We start from the raw sequence: 17,375 nt of genomic DNA, 5'->3' as shown, positions 1-17,375 counted from the left end.
ACGGGCGTTACAACGCCTGGGCGCAGGCCCAGGCGGAACTCCAGGCCCACTGGAAGTTATATCCCCCCAGCCAGCCGGTCACGTCCGCCACTTCACCAATAAAGTAGAGTCCCGGCACCGCGCGCGCCTCCATGGTTTTTGAGGAGAGCTGCGTGGTGTCCACGCCGCCCAGCGTCACTTCGGCGGTGCGATATCCCTCGGTGCCGTTTGGCTGGATGCGCCAGGCGTGCAGGGTCTGCGCCAGTTCCGTTTGCTGTCGGCTGTTGAGCTGCTTCAGCGTGACATCCGGCACCACGTTCAGCGCCTGCAGCACTTCCACCAGCCGTTTCGGCAGGATTTTGGCCAGACTGTTTTTCAGGCTGAGGTTAGGATGGGCGTCGCGCTGCGCCGTCAGAAACGGTGCCAGCGGGGTGGCGGGCGACAGATCGACCGTCACGAACTCACCCGGCTGCCAGTAGCTGGAGATCTGCAACACCGCCGGGCCGGATAGCCCGCGATGGGTGAAGAGCATCGCCTCTTTAAAGCGGGTACCATCCTGGGCATCGATGGTGGTGTCCAGCGCGACGCCAGAGAGCGTCTGCAACTGCTCCAGCAACGGTTTATGCAGGGTAAAGGGCACCAGTGCGGCCCGCGTCGGGAAGACGCTCAGCCCGAACTGCTCCGCAATTTTGTAGCCAAACGGCGAGGCACCCAGACCCGGCATCGACAGGCCGCCGCTGGCGATCACCAGCTTTTCAGCCTGCACCGTGCTGCCGTTGAGTTGCAGCGTATAACCGCGCTCATCGCGCGTGACGCTGAGCACTTCACTGCGCAGCCGCAGAGTGACATTGCCCCTGTCACACTCGGCCATCAGCAGATCGACAATCTGCTGCGCAGAGTCGTCGCAGAAGAGCTGGCCCAGGGTTTTCTCGTGCCAGGCGATGCCGTGGCGATTAACCAGATCGATGAAATCCCACTGGGTATATCTGGCCAGCGCCGACTTGCAGAAGTGGGGATTGTGCGACAGATAAGCCGCCGGTTCCGTGTAGAGATTGGTGAAGTTGCAGCGCCCGCCGCCAGACATCAGAATTTTGCGGCCTGGCTTCTTGCCATTATCCAGCAGTAATACGCGGCGTCCCCGCTGTCCGGCCTGGGCGGCACAGAACAGGCCTGCGGCCCCGGCACCAATGATGATAACGTCAAACTGTTCCACTGCAGCTCACTCATATAACAGGAAAGGCGCAGATTGTAGTGATCTGCTCACTGAGACGCCAGCGTCAAAAAATTGCCGTAAATGTGTCATAATGTATCTGCTTAATATCTAACCCTTTTTCGCTGACTTACGCGTCAGGCTTACAACGAAAGGTCAAATTAGGGCTATATTTTCCTTTCCCATACAGCACGTTGTCGCGGATAATGCGCCGCGTTCATGTCCTCCAAAAATGGCGTAACGTTTATGCTACATCTGTTTGCTGGTCTAGACCTCAGTACGAGTCTGTTATTGGTTCTTGCCCTGCTGTTTGTATTGTTTTACGAAGCGATCAACGGTTTCCACGACACGGCCAACGCGGTTGCGACGGTCATCTATACCCGTGCCATGCGTGCCCAGCTTGCTGTGGTCATGGCAGGCGTATTCAACTTCCTTGGCGTGCTGCTCGGTGGATTGAGTGTCGCTTACGCTATTGTTCATATGCTTCCCACCGACCTGCTGTTAAATGTGGGATCGGCACACGGTCTCGCCATGGTGTTTTCTATGCTGCTGGCGGCGATTATCTGGAACCTCGGCACCTGGTATCTCGGTCTGCCGGCCTCCAGCTCCCATACGCTGATCGGCGCCATTATCGGTATCGGTCTGACCAACGCCCTGATGAGCGGCACCTCGGTCGTTGATGCCCTCAACATCCCGAAAGTGCTGAATATCTTCCTCTCTCTGATCCTGTCGCCGATCATCGGCCTGGTGATTGCGGGTGGCTTAATCTTTATTCTGCGCCGCTACTGGAGCAGCACCAAAAAGCGTGCGCGTATTCATATGACGCCTGCTGACCGTGAGAAGATCGACGGCAAGAAGAAGCCGCCGTTCTGGACCCGTATTGCCCTGATTGTATCGGCAATCGGCGTCAGCTACTCGCACGGGGCAAACGACGGCCAGAAAGGCATTGGTCTGATCATGCTGGTCCTGATTGGTGTGGCTCCGGCGGGATTCGTGGTCAACATGAATGCCTCCGGTTACGACATCACGCGCACCCGCGATGCGGTCAATCACCTGGAGCAATATTATCAGCAGCATAGCGCCTCGCTGACGCATATCATCCAGATGGCACCGCCAAAGCTGCCGACACCGGAAGAAGTGCCGGCCACCAGCCCGCAGGAGTTCCACTGTGACAGCGCCCGCGCGCTGCAGGCGGTTCAGCGTGCTCAGGGGCTGCTGAATAACCTGCAGAGCTACGATCAGCTGACGGTTGAACAGCGCGGTCAGATGCGTCGTCTGCTGCTCTGCATCTCCGACACTGCCGACAAGGCGGCGAAACTGCCGGAGACCACGCCCGATGACAAACGCTTCCTTGGTAAGCTGAAAAGCGACCTGCTCGGCACCATTGAGTATGCGCCGATCTGGATCATCATGGCTGTGGCGCTGGCGCTGGGCACCGGCACCATGATTGGCTGGCGTCGTGTCGCCACCACCATTGGTGAAAAAATCGGTAAAAAAGGCATGACCTATGCGCAGGGCATGTCAGCTCAGGTGACGGCCGCGCTGTCGATTGGCGTCGCCAGCTACACCGGTATGCCGGTTTCGACCACGCACATCCTCTCCTCATCCGTTGCCGGTACCATGCTGGTTGACGGTGGCGGATTGCAGAGCCGGACCATCAAGAACATCGCGATGGCGTGGGTCTTCACCCTGCCGGTCTGTATTGTGCTGTCAGGTTCGCTCTACTGGATTGCGCTAAAACTGGTGTAATGCAACTGGTGTAATGCCAGCTAAAAAGGGCGACTCCGGTCGCCCTTTTTTAATGCCAGATCGCCAGCGCCACCAGGCTGATAATGACCAGTCCGCACAGCGCGCTGGTCAGAATAAACTGCCCCCGCACCCGCTCGCAGCGCCGGATAAACTCATCGTCATGATGGTCGAGATAGCGCTTAGCCCAGATATAGGTCACCAGCCTCACCTGCTTGCTCGGCTGACCGTGAGAGGTAAAAAAGCCCGCGCCGTCGACATACTGATAGAGCAGTGGATCGCACCCCCGTAATACCGCCAGCAGTGCGCGCAGAGATGAAAAATAGCGCGCCATATTCACGATGCATACCACACAAAGCGCCCAGAAAAGCGCAACCGTGCTGATCATATTCTCCCCCTCCCGACTGGCGGCGCAGTCGCTGACCCAGCGATAAATCCCTGAGCAAACCTGCCGTCATCACCAGCCACTGAATCACCGGACTGCGAAAGTTTTCGACCCCCTGAGCGGTTGCGAATCGGACCGCCTTTTTTCAGTGTAGGAGAAATCTTTACGTTTTTTCCAACGATGATTTTCGTTCAGCGCGAGTAAATCCGGCACAGCCTTGATCTTATTCACAAGCCAGACGGCAACCACAGCATTTACGGTGAGAGAAGACTATACTCAGGGCATAACAACATCACCTGCAACGCAGGCAGATACTTTGGTGGCGCTCATCGCCCGCTCGCGCAAGGGATTTCGCTCAGCTGTGACGCGGCAGGAACACCGGATGCCATCCTTAATCTCGCGAAAGGAGTTTTATCATGGCTTATAAACATATCCTGATTGCAGTAGACCTTTCCCCCGAAAGTCAGTTACTGGTGGATAAGGCCGTTTCGCTGGCTCGCCCGTACGATGCCCGCATTTCCCTGATTCACGTCGACGTGAACTACTCCGACCTTTACACCGGTCTGATCGACGTTAACCTGGGGGATATGCAGAAGCGTATCTCGGAAGAGACGCACACTGCCCTGAAAGGATTATCAGAGGCGGCCGGTTATCCGATCAGTGAAACCCTGAGCGGCAGCGGCGACCTGGGTCAGGTTCTGGTCGATGCCATTAAGAAGTATGACGTTGACCTGGTGGTCTGCGGTCATCATCAGGATTTCTGGAGCAAGCTGATGTCTTCGGCCCGTCAGCTGATTAACACGGTGCATATCGATATGCTGATTGTGCCGCTGCGCGATGCCGACGACGAATAAATCCTTTTCTGAAAGCCGGCGTCAGCCGGCTTTTCTCTGCCGTCTCTTTCAGGTTCGGCCCGGCCCCCGCATTTATCCGCTTCGTTCCGCTTATCTGAACATCATATTAAAACCGGCGTTACATTAATGAATTATTGATTCGCTAATGCGAATCGTTTTATTACAGGCAGCGCGCTGTTTATCACAATTTTACTATGGGCAACCTTTTCCCATTCGCTATCTTTCGCCTGCTCTCTGACCTGTTTACATCAGAGAGAGCAGGAAAAAGATAAGCTGATCTATTTAATCAATAAGGACATTAACAATGAGAGAAATTAACGAGAAAGAAATTGCGGCGGTAAGCGGTGCTGGCCTGCCTGAATTTCTGGGTGACGTGAACAGCGCACTGACGGACGTTTCGGGCTTACTGGACAGCACCCTGACGTCGCTGAAGGAAAGCACCACATTCGGAGAGCGACTGAGTCTGACCTTCAGAGCCCTCGGCCTGAATGTGGCCAAAAGCTTTCTGACCGCCTTTTCCGGCTTCCTGACGACAATATCGGCCTGATTTATTTACCCTGTTTGTACGATTGCGCAAACAGGAGAGGCTGAAGCATGCCTGAAACGTTATCAGGCATGCTCTTTAAGCAAAAACAGAAAACGAAATAGCCACTCGCGCTGACATACGTTATTCGCTGAGCGGGGGATAAATATCAAAGCGATGGCTTTTAGTCACTACGGCGGCCTGCGTCACCACACCCGCCAGCGGCGGCGCATAGTCTGGCCGTTTTACCACAATGCGTTTTCTTGCCAGCCGGCGGGCAGGTTCCAGTAACGCATCCGCATCCTCATCCGGCCCCACCAGCGACTGAAAGACCCGCATCTCCTTTTTCACCAACGCACTTTTCTGGCGATGGGGATACATCGGATCGAGATACACGACATCAGGCGGTGGCGTGATATCACCCAGTGCCTGGGCACTGGCCGCATGAATCAGCGTCAGCCGCTCGCGCAGCCAGGGACCGATTTCCGCATCCTGATAGCCACGCTGCAGACCATCTTCCAGCAGTGCTGCCACCACCGGGTGGCGCTCCAGCATCCGTACCCGGCAGCCCAGCGCCGCCAGCACAAACGCATCGCGTCCCAGACCGGCGGTCGCATCGACCACATCCGGCAGGTAACTGCCTTTGATGCCGACCGCTTTGGCGACGGCTTCACCGCGTCCTCCGCCGAAACGACGGCGATGGGCCATGGCGCCGGTGACGAAATCAACAAAAATACCGCCCAGCTTTGGCTCATCCCGCTTGCGCAGTTCAAGATGGGTCGCGGTCTGCACCAGCGCCAGCAGCGCGGTGTCATCCTGCTCCAGCTGCCAGCGCTGCGCTAAACGTGACAAAGCGCCGTCTCCGGCGCCTGATTCATCGAGCAAACAGATTTTCACGAACCGACTTATCCCTGAATGCCGTAATGTTCCAGCATCGCATCGAGCTGCGGCTCACGGCCACGGAAGCGCTTAAACAGCTCCATTGGCTCTTCCGAACCGCCGCGCGTCAGGATGTTATCCAGGAAAGACTGGCCGGTTTCGCGGTTGAAGATCCCCTCCTCTTCAAAACGGGAATAGGCATCCGCCGCCAGCACGTCCGCCCACAGATAGCTGTAGTAACCTGCCGCATAGCCGCCCGCAAAAATGTGGCTGAAGGCGTGCGGGAAACGGCCCCATTCCGGACCAGGCACCACCGCCACGCGGCTTTTCACTTCACGCAGGGTTTCCAGAATCTGCGCGCCTTTTTCCGGGTTGAACTCGGTATGCAGACGGAAATCGAACAGGCCGAACTCCAGCTGACGCAGGATAAACAGCGCGGCCTGATAGTTCTTCGCGGCCAGCATTTTATCCAGCAGGGCTTTCGGCAGCGGTTCGCCGGTCTCATAGTGTCCGGAGATAAACGCCAGCGCATCCGGCTCCCAGCACCAGTTTTCCATAAACTGGCTTGGCAGTTCGACCGCATCCCATGGCACACCGCTGATACCGGAAACACCAGGCGCTTCGATGCGGGTCAGCATGTGGTGCAGACCATGACCGAACTCATGGAACAGGGTAATCACTTCGTCATGGGTGAAGAGCGCAGGTTTCCCCTTCACCGGACGGTTAAAGTTACAGGTCAGATAGGCGACCGGCTTCTGCAGGGTGCCATCGGCTTTACGCATCTGACCCACGCAGTCATCCATCCAGGCGCCGCCACGTTTGTGTTCGCGGGCATAGAGGTCGAGATAGAAGCTGCCGCGCAGTTCGCCGGTTTCATCGAACAGATCGTAGAACTTCACGTCAGGATGATAGACCTCAACGTCGTTACGCTGCTTCGCACTGATGCCGTAGATGCGTTTGACCACTTCAAACAGGCCAGCGACCGCACGCGCTTCCGGGAAGTATGGGCGCAGCTGCTCATCGCTGATGGTATAGAGATGCTGCTTCTGCTTTTCCCCGTAATAGGTGAGATCCCACGGATTCAGCTCTTCAACGCCATGCTCTTTTTTCGCGAAGGCGCGCAGCTGCTCCAGCTCTTTTTCCCCCTGCGGACGGGCGCGTTCGGCCAGGTCATTCAGGAAGTCGATCACCTGAGACGGGCTCTGGGCCATTTTGGTCGCCAGCGATTTGTCGGCGTAAGAGTCAAAGCCCAGCAGTTGTGCCAGCTCGTGACGCAGCGCCAGCTCTTCCGCCATGATCGGGCCGTTATCCCATTTCCCGGCGTTTGGCCCCTGATCGGAGGCGCGTGTCGCATAGGCGCGATACATCTCTTCACGCAGCGCCGCGTTATCGCAGTAAGTCATCACCGGCAGATAGCTTGGGATATCCAGCGTCAGCAGCCAGCCCTCCTGCTCTTTGGCTTCGGCCTGCGCTTTCGCCGCCGCCAGCGCACTTTCTGGCATACCGGCCAGCTCATTTTCGTCGGTGATCAGTTTGCTCCAGCCCATGGTAGCATCCAGCACGTTGTTGCTGTACGCCGAGCCCAGCTCGGAGAGACGCGCGGCGATTTCGCCATAGCGCTGCTGCTTCTCTTTCGGCAGACCGATACCGGAAAGCTCAAAATCGCGCAGGGCGTTATCTACCGCTTTCTTCTGCGCCAGATCCAGGGTCGCGTATTGATCGCCCTCTTTCAGGTCGCGATACGCCTGATACAGTCCCTCATGCTGACCCACCCAGGTGCTGTACTCCGACAGCAGCGGCAGCGTCTGCTCATAGGCTTCGCGCAGCTCCGGGCTGTTCTTCACGGCATTGAGATGGCTGACCGGCGAGAAGATACGGCTCAGGCGGTCATCCGTTTCAGCCAGCGGCTGAACCAGGTTATCCCAGGTGTAAGGCGCGCCGTGCGCCACGACCTTTTCAACTTCTGCGCGACACTGACTGAGCACTTCAGTCACGGCAGGCACCACATGTTCAGGCTGGATGGCAGAAAAAGGGGGAAGCGTAAAAGATGTCAGTAGCGGATTGGTCATAGCACAGTCCTTTATGGATGTATGGGGCGCAGCGGGTCGCGCAACGCAATCTCAATAACATGCGGCTTAGTGTAGCGAAAATCAATGGCAGGCAGGATGAGGTGAGGAAGAAACCGCCGGATGGCGCGCCCCGATTTGTTGTCACGCTTCTGGCACATCGCCCGCCCATCCCTGATATAATCGCGGATTCTCATGCTTTTCCTGCGTCGGGTGCTGTGCGTCGTTCTGTGGGTAATACGTGAGGTAATAATTGGTACAAATTGATTTCCCATCGATTAAAACCTTATACATTCAACAGGATAAACAATGCTGAGTTATCGCCATAGCTTCCATGCTGGCAACCACGCCGACGTACTGAAGCACACCGTGCTGAGTCTGATCATTACGGCGCTGAAAGAGAAAGAGAAACCGTTCTTCTACCTGGATACCCACGCAGGCGCGGGCCGCTATCAGCTCAGCGGTGAACACGCCGAGCGCACCGGCGAATATCTGGAAGGCATCTCCCGCATCTGGCAGCAGCCCGATGCGCCTGAACTGCTGCAACCTTACTTTGATGCGATTGCGGCGCTGAACCGCAGTGGCACGCTGCGCTACTATCCCGGCTCGCCGCTGATTGCCCGTCACCTGCTGCGTGAAGATGACAAACTGCAGCTTACGGAACTGCACTCCAGCGACTACCCGCTGCTGCGTAACGAGTTCAGCAAAGATAAGCGCGCGCGCGTCGATCGTGCCGACGGCTATCAGCAGCTGAAAGCGAAGCTGCCCCCGCTGTCGCGTCGTGGTCTGGTGCTGATCGACCCGCCATACGAGATGAAAAGCGATTATCAGGCGGTGGTGAAAGGCATTCAGGAAGGCCATAAGCGTTTCAGCACCGGCGTTTTTGCGCTGTGGTATCCGGTGGTGTTACGTCAGCAGATCAAACACATGCTGCGCGATCTGGAAGCCACCGGTATCCGCAATATCCTGCAGATTGAACTGGCGACCCGTCCTGACAGCGATCAGCGCGGCATGACCGCTTCCGGCATGATCGTGATTAACCCGCCGTGGAAGCTGGCGCAACAGATGGAAACTCTGCTGCCGTGGCTGCATCAGAAGCTGGTGCCCGCCGGAACCGGCCACGCGGTCGTGAACCAGATCGTACCTGAATAAGTGCGTCCGGCCTGATGTGGCTCCTGCTGGCCGGTGCGCTGGCCGCGTTGCAACCCGCCCGACGGCTGGCTCTCCTGCTGTTAGCGTTCGCCGTCGGAGTGGGGTTCTATCAGCATGTTCTGACGTGGCCGGTGCTGCCGCTGCTGGCCGGCACCGGGGTGCTGGCCGGGGTGCGTCTCTGGCATCCGGCCCCTTCCCGGCGGCACCGCCTCAGCGAAGCCCTGCTGGTTGTGATTGCCGTGGGGTTATTTCTCCATCTGTTCCCCGGCTTTGCTAATCCCCGCCAGGTGGATGAGGTGCGTGCTGGCGCGCAGAGCGTGCCTTTCAGTTTTTCCTTTAACTTCGATAAAGCCCTGGTTCCCTTTGTGCTGCTGGCCGCGCTGCCCACCCTCTTCCGCGCCCCTGCCCACCCGCCGCGCTTTCGCTGGCTCAGTGCGCTGGCGTTAATCGCCGCGGTTCCGCTGCTGCTCGGTAGCGCCGTGCTGCCGGGCGGCCTGGCGATTGAGCCTCACTTTCCGCCGTGGCTGGGGGCGTTTGTGCTGGCGAATCTCTTCTTTGTTTCGCTGGCCGAAGAGGCGCTGTTCCGGGGTTATCTGCAACAGCGGCTGAGAGAGGCGCTGGGGGGGATGCCCGCGCTGCTGCTCAGCGCACTGCTGTTCGGACTGGCGCACGCCCCCGGCGGCGTGCTGCTGGTGATTTTTGCCACCCTGGCGGGAGGATTGTACGGCCTGGCGTGGCACTGGAGCGGCCGCTTATGGCTGGCGACCCTCCTGCACTTTGCCCTGAATCTTACCCATCTGCTGCTGTTCACCTATCCCGCGCTGCAACACTAGACGGTGAAGACCGCCAGGTCGCTCGCCAGCTCGGTGCGGGGGAAAATCGTCTGGCACTCGGCCAGCAGGCGGCTCATATCCTTTGCCAGATAGCGGGAGCTGAAGTGAGTGGCGATCAGCCGTTTGGCTCCGGCGCGCTTTGCCACGTCGGCCGCCTGCAGGGTAGTAGAGTGTCCGCGTCCGTTGGCTTTCTCCTCCATCGCCGCCTCCAGCGTGGTTTCATGCACCATCAGGTCAACATCCGCCGCCAGCTGCAACGCGACATCGGTCGGCGCCGTATCGCCAAAGATGGCCAGCTTCTTGCCCGGCGTCGACGGGCCGAGATAATCCGCGCCATTGACCACCCGCCCATCTTCCAGCGTCACGCATTCTCCCTGTTTCAGCTGCTGAAACCATGGCCCGCGCGGAACCCCTTCCGCTTTCAGCCGCGCGGCATCGAGCAGGCCGGGTTTGTCGTGCTGCTCAATGCGATAACCAAAACACGCAACCGGATGGTTCAGCGGCCAGGCACTGATCCGGAACTCGCCATCATCCAGCGTCCAGCCCGCCTCAATCTCAACAATGTTCAGCGGATAGTCGGTGTAGGAGCCGCTGATCGCCAGCGCCGTTTCAACAAAGGTCTTTAGGCCTTTCGGGCCATAGACCGTCATCGGGGTGGTTAACCCGGCCATTGAGCGGCTGGTGAGCAGCCCCGGCAGACCAAAAATATGGTCGCCATGCAGATGGGTGATAAAAATCTTATCCAGCTTGCCCGGTTTCAGGCTGGAGCGCATAAACTGTAACTGCGTGCCCTCGCCGCAGTCGAACAGCCAGGTTTCCCCGCTCAGTGCGCGGGTGAAGGCGATGGCGGTGACGTTGCGTTGCAGGCTGGGCGCACCGCCGCCGGTGCCGAGAAAAGTAAGGTGCATGGTATGCTTCCCTGAAAGCGATGAAAAAACAGAACCCTATTACAATCATAGGCGCAATCTTTGCGTCATTTCGACCGACAGCGTTACACTCAACCCCAAATTTTTATGCAACCGGATGGATACTTCAATGACCCGACATTTCGACTATCTCGCCATTGGCGGCGGCAGCGGCGGCATCGCTTCAATTAACCGTGCGGCCATGTATGGCCAGAAATGTGCCCTGATTGAAGCCAAAGAGCTGGGCGGCACCTGCGTGAACGTAGGTTGTGTGCCGAAGAAAATCATGTGGCACGCCGCGCAAATCGCCGAAGCTATCCATCTGTACGGGCCGGATTATGGCTTTGACACCACCGTGAATCGTTTCGACTGGGCCACGCTGGTCAAAAACCGCAGCGCCTATATCGATCGTATCCACAACTCCTATGACAACGTGCTGGGTAAAAACAAAGTCGAAGTGATTAAAGGCTTTGCCCGCTTTGTCGATGCGCATAGCGTGGAAGTCAACGGCGAGATTATCACAGCCAGCCATATTCTGATCGCCACGGGCGGCCGCCCGGTTCACCCTTCGATTCCGGGTGCGGAGTACGGTATTGATTCTGATGGTTTCTTCGAGCTGGACGCCCTGCCAAAGCGCACCGCGGTGATCGGTGCGGGCTACATCGCGGTGGAGCTGGCCGGTGTGGTGAACGCGCTGGGATCGGAAACCCATCTGTTCGTGCGTAAACACGCGCCGCTGCGCAGCTTTGATCCCCTGCTGAGCGAGACGCTGGTAGAAGTGATGAACAGCGAAGGGCCGATGCTGCATACCGAAGCCGTTCCGAAAGCCGTGATTAAAAACGAAGATGGCAGCCTGACGCTGCAGCTGGAAAACGGCAGCGACTACACCGTGGACTGCCTGGTCTGGGCGATTGGCCGTGAGCCTGAAACGGACAATCTCAATATTCAGGCCGCGGGCGTGGCGCTGGATGAGAAAGGCTACATCCGCGTCGATAAGTTCCAGAACACCAATGTGTCAGGCGTTTACGCCGTGGGTGATAACACCGGTGCGGTTGAACTGACCCCGGTAGCGGTGGCCGCGGGCCGTCGCCTCTCTGAGCGCCTGTTTAACAACAAGCCGGACGAGCATCTCGATTACAGCAATGTCCCGACCGTGGTGTTCAGCCATCCGCCGATTGGCACCGTCGGTCTGACAGAGCCGCAGGCGCGTGAACAGTATGGCGACGATCAGGTGAAGGTCTACAAATCGTCGTTTACGGCGATGTACACCGCCGTGACGCAGCACCGTCAGCCGTGCCGCATGAAGCTGGTCTGTGTGGGTGCCGATGAGAAGATTGTCGGGATTCACGGTATCGGATTCGGCATGGATGAGATGCTGCAGGGCTTCGCCGTGGCGCTGAAAATGGGTGCGACGAAGAAAGACTTCGACAACACCGTAGCGATCCACCCGACCGCAGCGGAAGAGTTTGTGACCATGCGCTAGCAAGCTCCCCCCTGCGCATGACTGACCGTTACCCGCTGACACGTTGCTCTGCGGGTAACGGCTTTAATTAAAATAGGTTTCCCGCAACGGCGTTAATGCCGCACCCAGTGCCGAGCTGTCCCCCTCAATGGCGCTGAGCAGAATATCCGGATATTCCGCAGAAATGCCCCAGCGTTCACCCGAGCTCGTGCGCGGCATGGCTAAAAACATCTCGCCCAGCTGACGGGGAATTTCACCCCCTAATATGATGGCGCCGGGATCGATCACCGCATTCATGGCATCCATTGCCCGATGCAGATTTGGCGTTACGTCTTCTACCCACTGTTGCGCAATCGGCCAGGCCGGATCGAATTTATGATTGAGATCGTGTATATCTTTGATTTCAATACCGCCATCACGTAACCGATCGATCAGGATCCCCAGGGCCGGGCGTAGCTTGCCCTCTTCCGGCGTAAAAATACGGCTGATCTCCCCCGCATTCCCGAATGCCCCCTGGAACGGTTTGCCGTTAATCACGATGCCACCGCCAAAACCATAATTAAAAGAGAGATAGCCAAACGTATCGTATTTCAGCCCGGCGCCTAAAAAGGCTTCAGCGTGCGCCGCTGTTGTGGCGTTATTTTCAATCCATACCGGTCGGTCAAATAACATGGTAATTTCACGATGCAGATCGATGCCCATCCACGCTTTTAAAGGTTCAGGCGGATTGAAATACTTTCGTGATTCATAAAGAAAGCCCGCCATGCTGTATCCCACCCCACAGACTTTTTCTGGCGAAATACCATATTGTTTTAAGGTATCCAGATAGTGATGTCTGATATTCAGTAAGGTCCGGGCAGGATCGCGCGGGTGCGTATCCAGTACGCAGTATTCTGTAATGCCGCCCCGGAAATTAATCAGGCTGGCGGCCACGCTGTCTGAGTTAATCGAGATGCCGTAACCATAACGCGCGTTCGCATTGAGGGATAACGACGGGCTGGGCTTGCCTCTTCCCTGGGAGGGCGATTCCCCCAGGCTGAGAAAGCCGTTTTCGGTCAGCGTATCAACAATGCGGTGAACAGATGACTGATTCAGAATGGTTTGCGAAACCAGCGAGGAGCGGGAAATGCCATCGTTGCGGCGGACAAGCTCAAGAATGAGTTTTTCACTGCGATTAAGTTCGACTTCATGACCAGCGGAATATCCATAAACCACAGCGTTCTCCTCACCCTGTTTAATCATGCCTTCTGTTAACAACCTAGCATGCTTTTATGCATAGCGAATAGTTAAAGACCCTGCCTTTGCGTTTTCGTTAAATGTGCCGATATTCAGCCTCTCCTGCCCTGCCTTACACGATCATAAAAGCGTCATAATAGTGAAACATTACGAGGGGAGACTTCAATATCATGCAATGAGCATGATATTAAAACGTGCCTTATGTACGGACTGGCACTTTCACCGTGCACAGGGCTCTGCCTTCATTTACACACTTTTTTTGTGCATCAGGTGAACAATGGAAACGCGCTTAAAGGTTGCTGAACGCATCGCGCAGGAGGCCTCGCTTTTGGCTCTGGACTATTTCAGACGGCTAAGTGAGTCAGAGATCGGCGAAAAAAGGCCGCAGGATCTCTTCAGTGAAGCCAATCGGGAAGTGGAAAATCTGATTCGGCAGCGCCTGGAACATCACTTCCCACAGGATGCCATTATCGGGGAAGAGCATGGTGGTGAGCCCGGCGCCAGCTACTGGTCTGTTGATCCGATTGATGGTACGAGTCACTTCCTGCGCGGCTCATCCCTGTGGGGGATTTCTGTTGGCTATGTGATCGATGGCGAGCCGGTGATGGGCGTGATCGTCCATCCGGTTTTAAACCTCATGCTGAGCGGCGGCAAAGAGACAGGGGTTTATCTGAATGGCGAACCCTTTCAACGTCCTGTGGTCGCTGAAGCGCTGAAAACCGTGGCGATTGGCGACAGTCCATCATGGGATTTCACCCATCAGCTCTGTATTGAAAAGGCGTATCGGGACGACGGCTGGAATGTGGTGCGCTACCGCTGTACCACCGCAGGTTTAAGCTTTAGCGTGCTGGGTTACGTCGACGGTTATCAGGAATGTTTTAGCAGCATGTGGGACGTTTCTGCGGGTTATGCGCTCTGTAAGGCAGCGGGACTGGATGCACATCTTGCCGGTTCAGAGGAAAAGAGCAGAACACATGTTAGTGTCGGGACGGCCGAAATGAATCGCCTTTCCGCCCGGTTTATCCCTTACCCGCGTTTTACGCCCGCCTGACCACGCATTGCCTCCGGCTTACCTCATCACGGCATTTCAGGACAGCCTTTCCCCGCTGTCCTGCCCGCTATGCATGTTCACCCGGCCCTCTGCCCCGAATATTAATTACAATGCATGAAAATGGTTAGCGTGTTAAACGTACGATTCTAAAGTAAACGCCTAAGCAACTATTATATATAGGTTTTAAAAAGTTAATAAATTCTTAACCCGCCTGAAATTGCTTAACTCCGATACGCCAAATTATTATGCGCCTCGCATTAATTAAAAATTCCCTGGCACTCTATGACGGAGCCGCTCAACGTGAATACGCTAGAAATTCACAATGCCATGCTGACGTTCGACGATTTTGTCGCGCTGAACGGCATTTCCCTGCAGGCCAGAAAAGGGCAATTTGTTTCTCTGCTTGGCCCCTCTGGCTGTGGCAAAACCACGCTGCTTAAAGTTATTGCCGGCTTCTACACGCTTGATAGTGGCAACGTCCTGATCCACCAGCAGGACATGCATCATGTCAAACCTGAACATCGCGACACAGCGATGTGCTTCCAGTCCTATGCGCTGTTTCCTCACCTCTCCGTTGCTGAAAATATCGGGTTCGGCCTCAGGCAAAGGAAAATGGAAAAAACAGACATTCACGTTCGCGTCGCGCAGACCGCCGCGCAGGTTTCGCTGAATGCGCATTTGTCTAAACTGCCAGCGCAGTTATCCGGCGGCCAGCAGCAGCGCGTGGCGCTTGCCAGAGCGCTGGCCGTGCGTCCGGAAATCGTGTTGTTTGATGAGCCGCTGTCAAATCTGGATGCCAGATTACGCGACAAGGTACGACTGGAGATCAGACAGCTTCAGCGCGTCCATGGGTTTACCGCCATTTATGTTACCCACGACCGTGCAGAAGCCCTGTCGATGTCTGACATTGTGGTGGTCATGAATGCCGGAAAGATTGAGCAAACCGGAACGCCGGATGAGATCTACTATTCCCCGGTAAACCGCTTTGTCGCCGGTTTCGTCGGTCAGGCTAACGTCATGAAAGCCCGCGTACTGGAGAGCGACAGCAGCACCGGTATTTATCGCATTGCGTGCGTACTGGGCGAAATGGAAGTCCATAGCCCTGTACCGCCCGTATCGGACGAGGTCTATACCTTCTGGCGCCCTGAGGATGCCGTACTCAGCGAACAGCGTGCCGGAAAAAATACGCGGGCCTTTGAAATCGGCGCAGTGAGTTTTCTGGGCAACCTTTCTGAACTCCAGGTTCATCCGCTGGGCCATGAAGAAACGGAATATCAGTGGTGCATCCAGCTGGTCGGTAAAAGCGCCATCCGCGAAGGGGACAACGTTAATTTCTCTCTTCCGCCAGACAAGATCCGCTTTTTACGGGAAAGCTATTCATGAAAACGCGCACCCGGAACAGGCTCTGCTGGTTGCTGGTTCTGCCTGCGGTCGCGCCGGTCGTCATCACGCTGATGCTGATTGTGATCATGGCACTGGCGCAATCCGTTGGCCTGTTTAATTTTGGCGCCCCGGCGCGCTTTACGCTTCACTACTGGCAAACCATTCTGAATGACAGCCAGCTGTGGCGCGCGACAGGCTACTCGCTCAGAATCGGCGTGATCAGTGCGGTACTGTCCGTTGCCCTGGCGCTTCCGCTGGCACTCTGGCTGAGAAAGCCTTTCCCCGGCTCAATGCTGATGAGCGGCTTACTCAAAGCCCCGCTGATGGTACACGGGCTGGTGGCTGCGCTGCTGTTTATCAACCTGATTTCCTGGCAGGGCTTTATTAACCTGGGCCTGGTCCGGCTGGGGATCCTCTCTCATCCCATCAGAATGCAGAATGACCGCTGGGGCATTGGCGTGATTATTTTGCAGGTCTGGAAACAGCTTCCCTATGCGCTGCTGATCATGACCGGCAGCCTGCGCGCGATTGGCGATGAAATTTTCAATGCCGCGCGGGATTTAGGTGCCGGCAAGCGTGCCCGGTTGTTACAGATCATCCTGCCCTTATCTGTCAGATCCGTTCAGGTATCGCTGGTGCTGATCTTCATCGGCGCCCTGGGTGACTTTTCCTTCCAGGTCGTTGCGGGGCCAACCAGCGTATTCTCTCTTTCGCAATACATGCTGCGCTTCCCTGAAATCAGCGCACAGGGCTGGAATCTTGCGGCCGTTGTCGCGGTGATTTTAATGCTGGCGGCTTTTGTCGGTGCAGTCGTGCTTGCCGCCCTGGCGAAGTGGCTGCAACAAGCCGGAGAACAGAGATAATGAGAGCCAGAGAGACCTTATCCCCGCTGCGTATCGTCATGATGACCCTTATCGCCGCCCTGTTTATGCTGTGGCTGGTTATTCCCTTTATGCTGACCGTGCTGTGGTCCCTGGTCGATAAAACCCATCCGTGGGCATGGCCAGATGCCCTGCCGCCGGTTCTCTCACTGGGACGCTGGGTGGAGGTCTGGACTACGACCGCGTTACCGCAGGCGCTCAGGAACAGCTATTTACTGGCGGCAGCCGTCTCCGTCTGTACGCTGATGTTGTCTCTGCCTGCCGCGTGGGCGTTTGGCAGAATGTCGTTTACGGGCAAACACCTTTTACAGAATGCGATCTTATTGCCGCTTATCGTTCCGGGCTTTGTCGTCGCGCTGTTTTTTTCCATGTTGCTCAACGTAGTGGGCATTCACAGCCGGTTTGGCGGCATTTTGCTGGGGCATATGATTATCCTAATGCCTTATGCCGTGCGCATTCTGACCCTGTCGTTTTCGCAGATACGCCAGGACACGCTCGATGCGGCACGAGATATGGGCGCTTCGGCGATGAACCGGTTTTTAGTGGCCTGCCTGCCCACCCTCAGACCAGGAATATTTGCCGCATTAATTATTGTCTTTACATTATCCATAGAAGAGTTCGCCATAAGTTTTATTGTGGGCTCACCCGATTTTATTACCGTCCCTGCCATTCTCTATTCTTATCTGGGTTATAACTTTATCCGACCCAATGCGGCGGTCATTTCTTTAATGCTGGTTGTACCGAATGTCATTTTAATGTTGATTGCAGAAAAATTACTGACAAAAAATCCTGTCGCTTCCTTTGCGGGAAAAGGCTGACACTCTTTAATA

The 17,375-nt window shown here is 56.3% G+C and carries 17 protein-coding genes; 10 read left to right on the top strand and 7 right to left on the bottom strand.

Annotated elements, in window-relative coordinates; translation table 11 throughout:
• Positions 1-7: 7 nt before the first annotated feature.
• A complete protein-coding gene (locus FJW00_RS21515; RefSeq protein ID WP_140029788.1) occupies positions 8-1,192 on the bottom strand; it encodes a BaiN/RdsA family NAD(P)/FAD-dependent oxidoreductase in 1,185 nt (394 codons plus the stop codon).
• Between the two features lie 243 nt (positions 1,193-1,435).
• Between FJW00_RS21515 and pitA the strand changes: the two genes are divergently transcribed.
• Positions 1,436-2,938 carry an inorganic phosphate transporter PitA gene (gene pitA, locus FJW00_RS21510; protein ID WP_009087862.1) on the top strand — a complete coding sequence of 501 codons (1,503 nt, stop codon included), beginning with the start codon at positions 1,436-1,438 and terminating at the stop codon, positions 2,936-2,938.
• 49 nt (positions 2,939-2,987) lie between these two features.
• On the opposite strand, the gene uspB is transcribed toward pitA, so the two are convergent.
• Entirely contained in the window at positions 2,988-3,323 is a 336-nt protein-coding gene (uspB, locus tag FJW00_RS21505; protein WP_009087864.1) for a universal stress protein UspB, read from the bottom strand.
• 413 nt (positions 3,324-3,736) lie between these two features.
• On the opposite strand from uspB, the gene uspA reads away from it, so the two are divergent.
• On the top strand, positions 3,737-4,174 hold the full coding sequence (gene uspA / locus FJW00_RS21500) for a universal stress protein UspA (RefSeq protein WP_009087866.1): 438 nt from the start codon (positions 3,737-3,739) through the stop codon (positions 4,172-4,174).
• Positions 4,175-4,478: 304 nt separating this feature from the next.
• A complete protein-coding gene (locus tag FJW00_RS21495; protein ID WP_058956944.1) occupies positions 4,479-4,721 on the top strand; it encodes a hypothetical protein in 243 nt (80 codons plus the stop codon).
• Between the two features lie 120 nt (positions 4,722-4,841).
• Here the strand turns inward: FJW00_RS21495 and rsmJ are convergent, their stop codons facing one another.
• The 3 genes from rsmJ to FJW00_RS21480 are packed head-to-tail and all read right to left on the bottom strand — an operon-like array spanning position 4,842 to position 7,839.
• Positions 4,842-5,594 (bottom strand): 16S rRNA (guanine(1516)-N(2))-methyltransferase RsmJ, encoded by a 753-nt coding sequence (rsmJ, locus tag FJW00_RS21490; RefSeq protein ID WP_046100774.1) that lies wholly within the window; start codon positions 5,592-5,594, stop codon positions 4,842-4,844.
• Between the two features lie 8 nt (positions 5,595-5,602).
• Positions 5,603-7,645, bottom strand: a complete 2,043-nt coding sequence (gene prlC, locus FJW00_RS21485; protein WP_009087870.1) for an oligopeptidase A — start codon at positions 7,643-7,645, stop codon at positions 5,603-5,605.
• Positions 7,646-7,656: 11 nt separating this feature from the next.
• Positions 7,657-7,839, bottom strand: coding sequence for a hypothetical protein (locus tag FJW00_RS21480; protein ID WP_058956941.1), 183 nt, complete (start codon positions 7,837-7,839; stop codon positions 7,657-7,659).
• Positions 7,840-7,951: 112 nt separating this feature from the next.
• Here FJW00_RS21480 and FJW00_RS21475 point away from each other — a divergent pair, with 112 nt between their 5' ends.
• On the top strand, positions 7,952-8,794 hold the full coding sequence (locus FJW00_RS21475) for a 23S rRNA (adenine(2030)-N(6))-methyltransferase RlmJ (RefSeq protein WP_009087873.1): 843 nt from the start codon (positions 7,952-7,954) through the stop codon (positions 8,792-8,794).
• Positions 8,795-8,808: 14 nt separating this feature from the next.
• Positions 8,809-9,627, top strand: coding sequence for a CPBP family intramembrane glutamic endopeptidase (locus FJW00_RS21470; RefSeq protein WP_140029784.1), 819 nt, complete (start codon positions 8,809-8,811; stop codon positions 9,625-9,627).
• Here FJW00_RS21470 and rnz read toward each other — a convergent pair.
• Positions 9,624-10,535: a ribonuclease Z gene (rnz, locus tag FJW00_RS21465; protein WP_058956939.1), complete on the bottom strand. Its 912-nt coding sequence runs from the start codon at positions 10,533-10,535 to the stop codon at positions 9,624-9,626. The genes FJW00_RS21470 and rnz overlap by 4 nt on opposite strands.
• Before the next feature lie 127 nt (positions 10,536-10,662).
• On the opposite strand from rnz, the gene gorA reads away from it, so the two are divergent.
• On the top strand, positions 10,663-12,015 hold the full coding sequence (gorA, locus tag FJW00_RS21460; RefSeq protein WP_009087879.1) for a glutathione-disulfide reductase: 1,353 nt from the start codon (positions 10,663-10,665) through the stop codon (positions 12,013-12,015).
• A 63-nt stretch (positions 12,016-12,078) separates the two neighbouring features.
• Here gorA and FJW00_RS21455 read toward each other — a convergent pair whose 3' ends face one another.
• On the bottom strand, positions 12,079-13,209 hold the full coding sequence (locus FJW00_RS21455; protein WP_140925616.1) for an ROK family transcriptional regulator: 1,131 nt from the start codon (positions 13,207-13,209) through the stop codon (positions 12,079-12,081).
• 298 nt (positions 13,210-13,507) lie between these two features.
• Here FJW00_RS21455 and FJW00_RS21450 point away from each other — a divergent pair, with 298 nt between their 5' ends.
• From FJW00_RS21450 to FJW00_RS21435, 4 genes are all read left to right on the top strand, one after another.
• The gene (locus FJW00_RS21450) at positions 13,508-14,281 is read left to right on the top strand and encodes an inositol monophosphatase family protein (protein WP_140925615.1); all 774 of its coding nucleotides are present in this window, start codon (positions 13,508-13,510) and stop codon (positions 14,279-14,281) included.
• Positions 14,282-14,563: 282 nt separating this feature from the next.
• Positions 14,564-15,664, top strand: coding sequence for an ABC transporter ATP-binding protein (locus FJW00_RS21445; RefSeq protein ID WP_140925614.1), 1,101 nt, complete (start codon positions 14,564-14,566; stop codon positions 15,662-15,664).
• Positions 15,661-16,527 carry an ABC transporter permease gene (locus FJW00_RS21440; RefSeq protein ID WP_140925613.1) on the top strand — a complete coding sequence of 289 codons (867 nt, stop codon included), beginning with the start codon at positions 15,661-15,663 and terminating at the stop codon, positions 16,525-16,527. The genes FJW00_RS21445 and FJW00_RS21440 overlap by 4 nt, the downstream gene beginning before the upstream one ends.
• A complete protein-coding gene (locus tag FJW00_RS21435; protein ID WP_140925612.1) occupies positions 16,527-17,363 on the top strand; it encodes an ABC transporter permease in 837 nt (278 codons plus the stop codon). The genes FJW00_RS21440 and FJW00_RS21435 overlap by 1 nt, the downstream gene beginning before the upstream one ends.
• The last annotated feature ends 12 nt before the right edge of the window (positions 17,364-17,375 follow it).

The organism is Pantoea anthophila (genome assembly GCF_006494375.1).
GTDB classification, from domain to species: Bacteria; Pseudomonadota; Gammaproteobacteria; order Enterobacterales; family Enterobacteriaceae; genus Pantoea; species Pantoea anthophila.
Note: the sequence above shows the minus strand (reverse complement) of the source record. Positions and strands in the feature narration are given on the sequence as shown.

Excerpts from the sequence above, each read along its gene's own strand:
- pitA (WP_009087862.1), top strand. The coding sequence starts at position 1,436 with ATGCTACATCTGTTTGCTGGTCTAGACCTCAGTACGAGTCTGTTATTG.
- uspB (WP_009087864.1), bottom strand. The coding sequence starts at position 3,323 with ATGATCAGCACGGTTGCGCTTTTCTGGGCGCTTTGTGTGGTATGCATC.
- uspA (WP_009087866.1), top strand. The coding sequence starts at position 3,737 with ATGGCTTATAAACATATCCTGATTGCAGTAGACCTTTCCCCCGAAAGT.
- FJW00_RS21495 (WP_058956944.1), top strand. The coding sequence starts at position 4,479 with ATGAGAGAAATTAACGAGAAAGAAATTGCGGCGGTAAGCGGTGCTGGC.
- prlC (WP_009087870.1), bottom strand. The coding sequence starts at position 7,645 with ATGACCAATCCGCTACTGACATCTTTTACGCTTCCCCCTTTTTCTGCC.
- FJW00_RS21480 (WP_058956941.1), bottom strand. The coding sequence starts at position 7,839 with ATGAGAATCCGCGATTATATCAGGGATGGGCGGGCGATGTGCCAGAAG.
- FJW00_RS21475 (WP_009087873.1), top strand. The coding sequence starts at position 7,952 with ATGCTGAGTTATCGCCATAGCTTCCATGCTGGCAACCACGCCGACGTA.
- FJW00_RS21470 (WP_140029784.1), top strand. The coding sequence starts at position 8,809 with ATGTGGCTCCTGCTGGCCGGTGCGCTGGCCGCGTTGCAACCCGCCCGA.
- rnz (WP_058956939.1), bottom strand. The coding sequence starts at position 10,535 with ATGCACCTTACTTTTCTCGGCACCGGCGGCGGTGCGCCCAGCCTGCAA.
- gorA (WP_009087879.1), top strand. The coding sequence starts at position 10,663 with ATGACCCGACATTTCGACTATCTCGCCATTGGCGGCGGCAGCGGCGGC.
- FJW00_RS21450 (WP_140925615.1), top strand. The coding sequence starts at position 13,508 with ATGGAAACGCGCTTAAAGGTTGCTGAACGCATCGCGCAGGAGGCCTCG.
- FJW00_RS21445 (WP_140925614.1), top strand. The coding sequence starts at position 14,564 with ATGACGGAGCCGCTCAACGTGAATACGCTAGAAATTCACAATGCCATG.
- FJW00_RS21440 (WP_140925613.1), top strand. The coding sequence starts at position 15,661 with ATGAAAACGCGCACCCGGAACAGGCTCTGCTGGTTGCTGGTTCTGCCT.
- FJW00_RS21435 (WP_140925612.1), top strand. The coding sequence starts at position 16,527 with ATGAGAGCCAGAGAGACCTTATCCCCGCTGCGTATCGTCATGATGACC.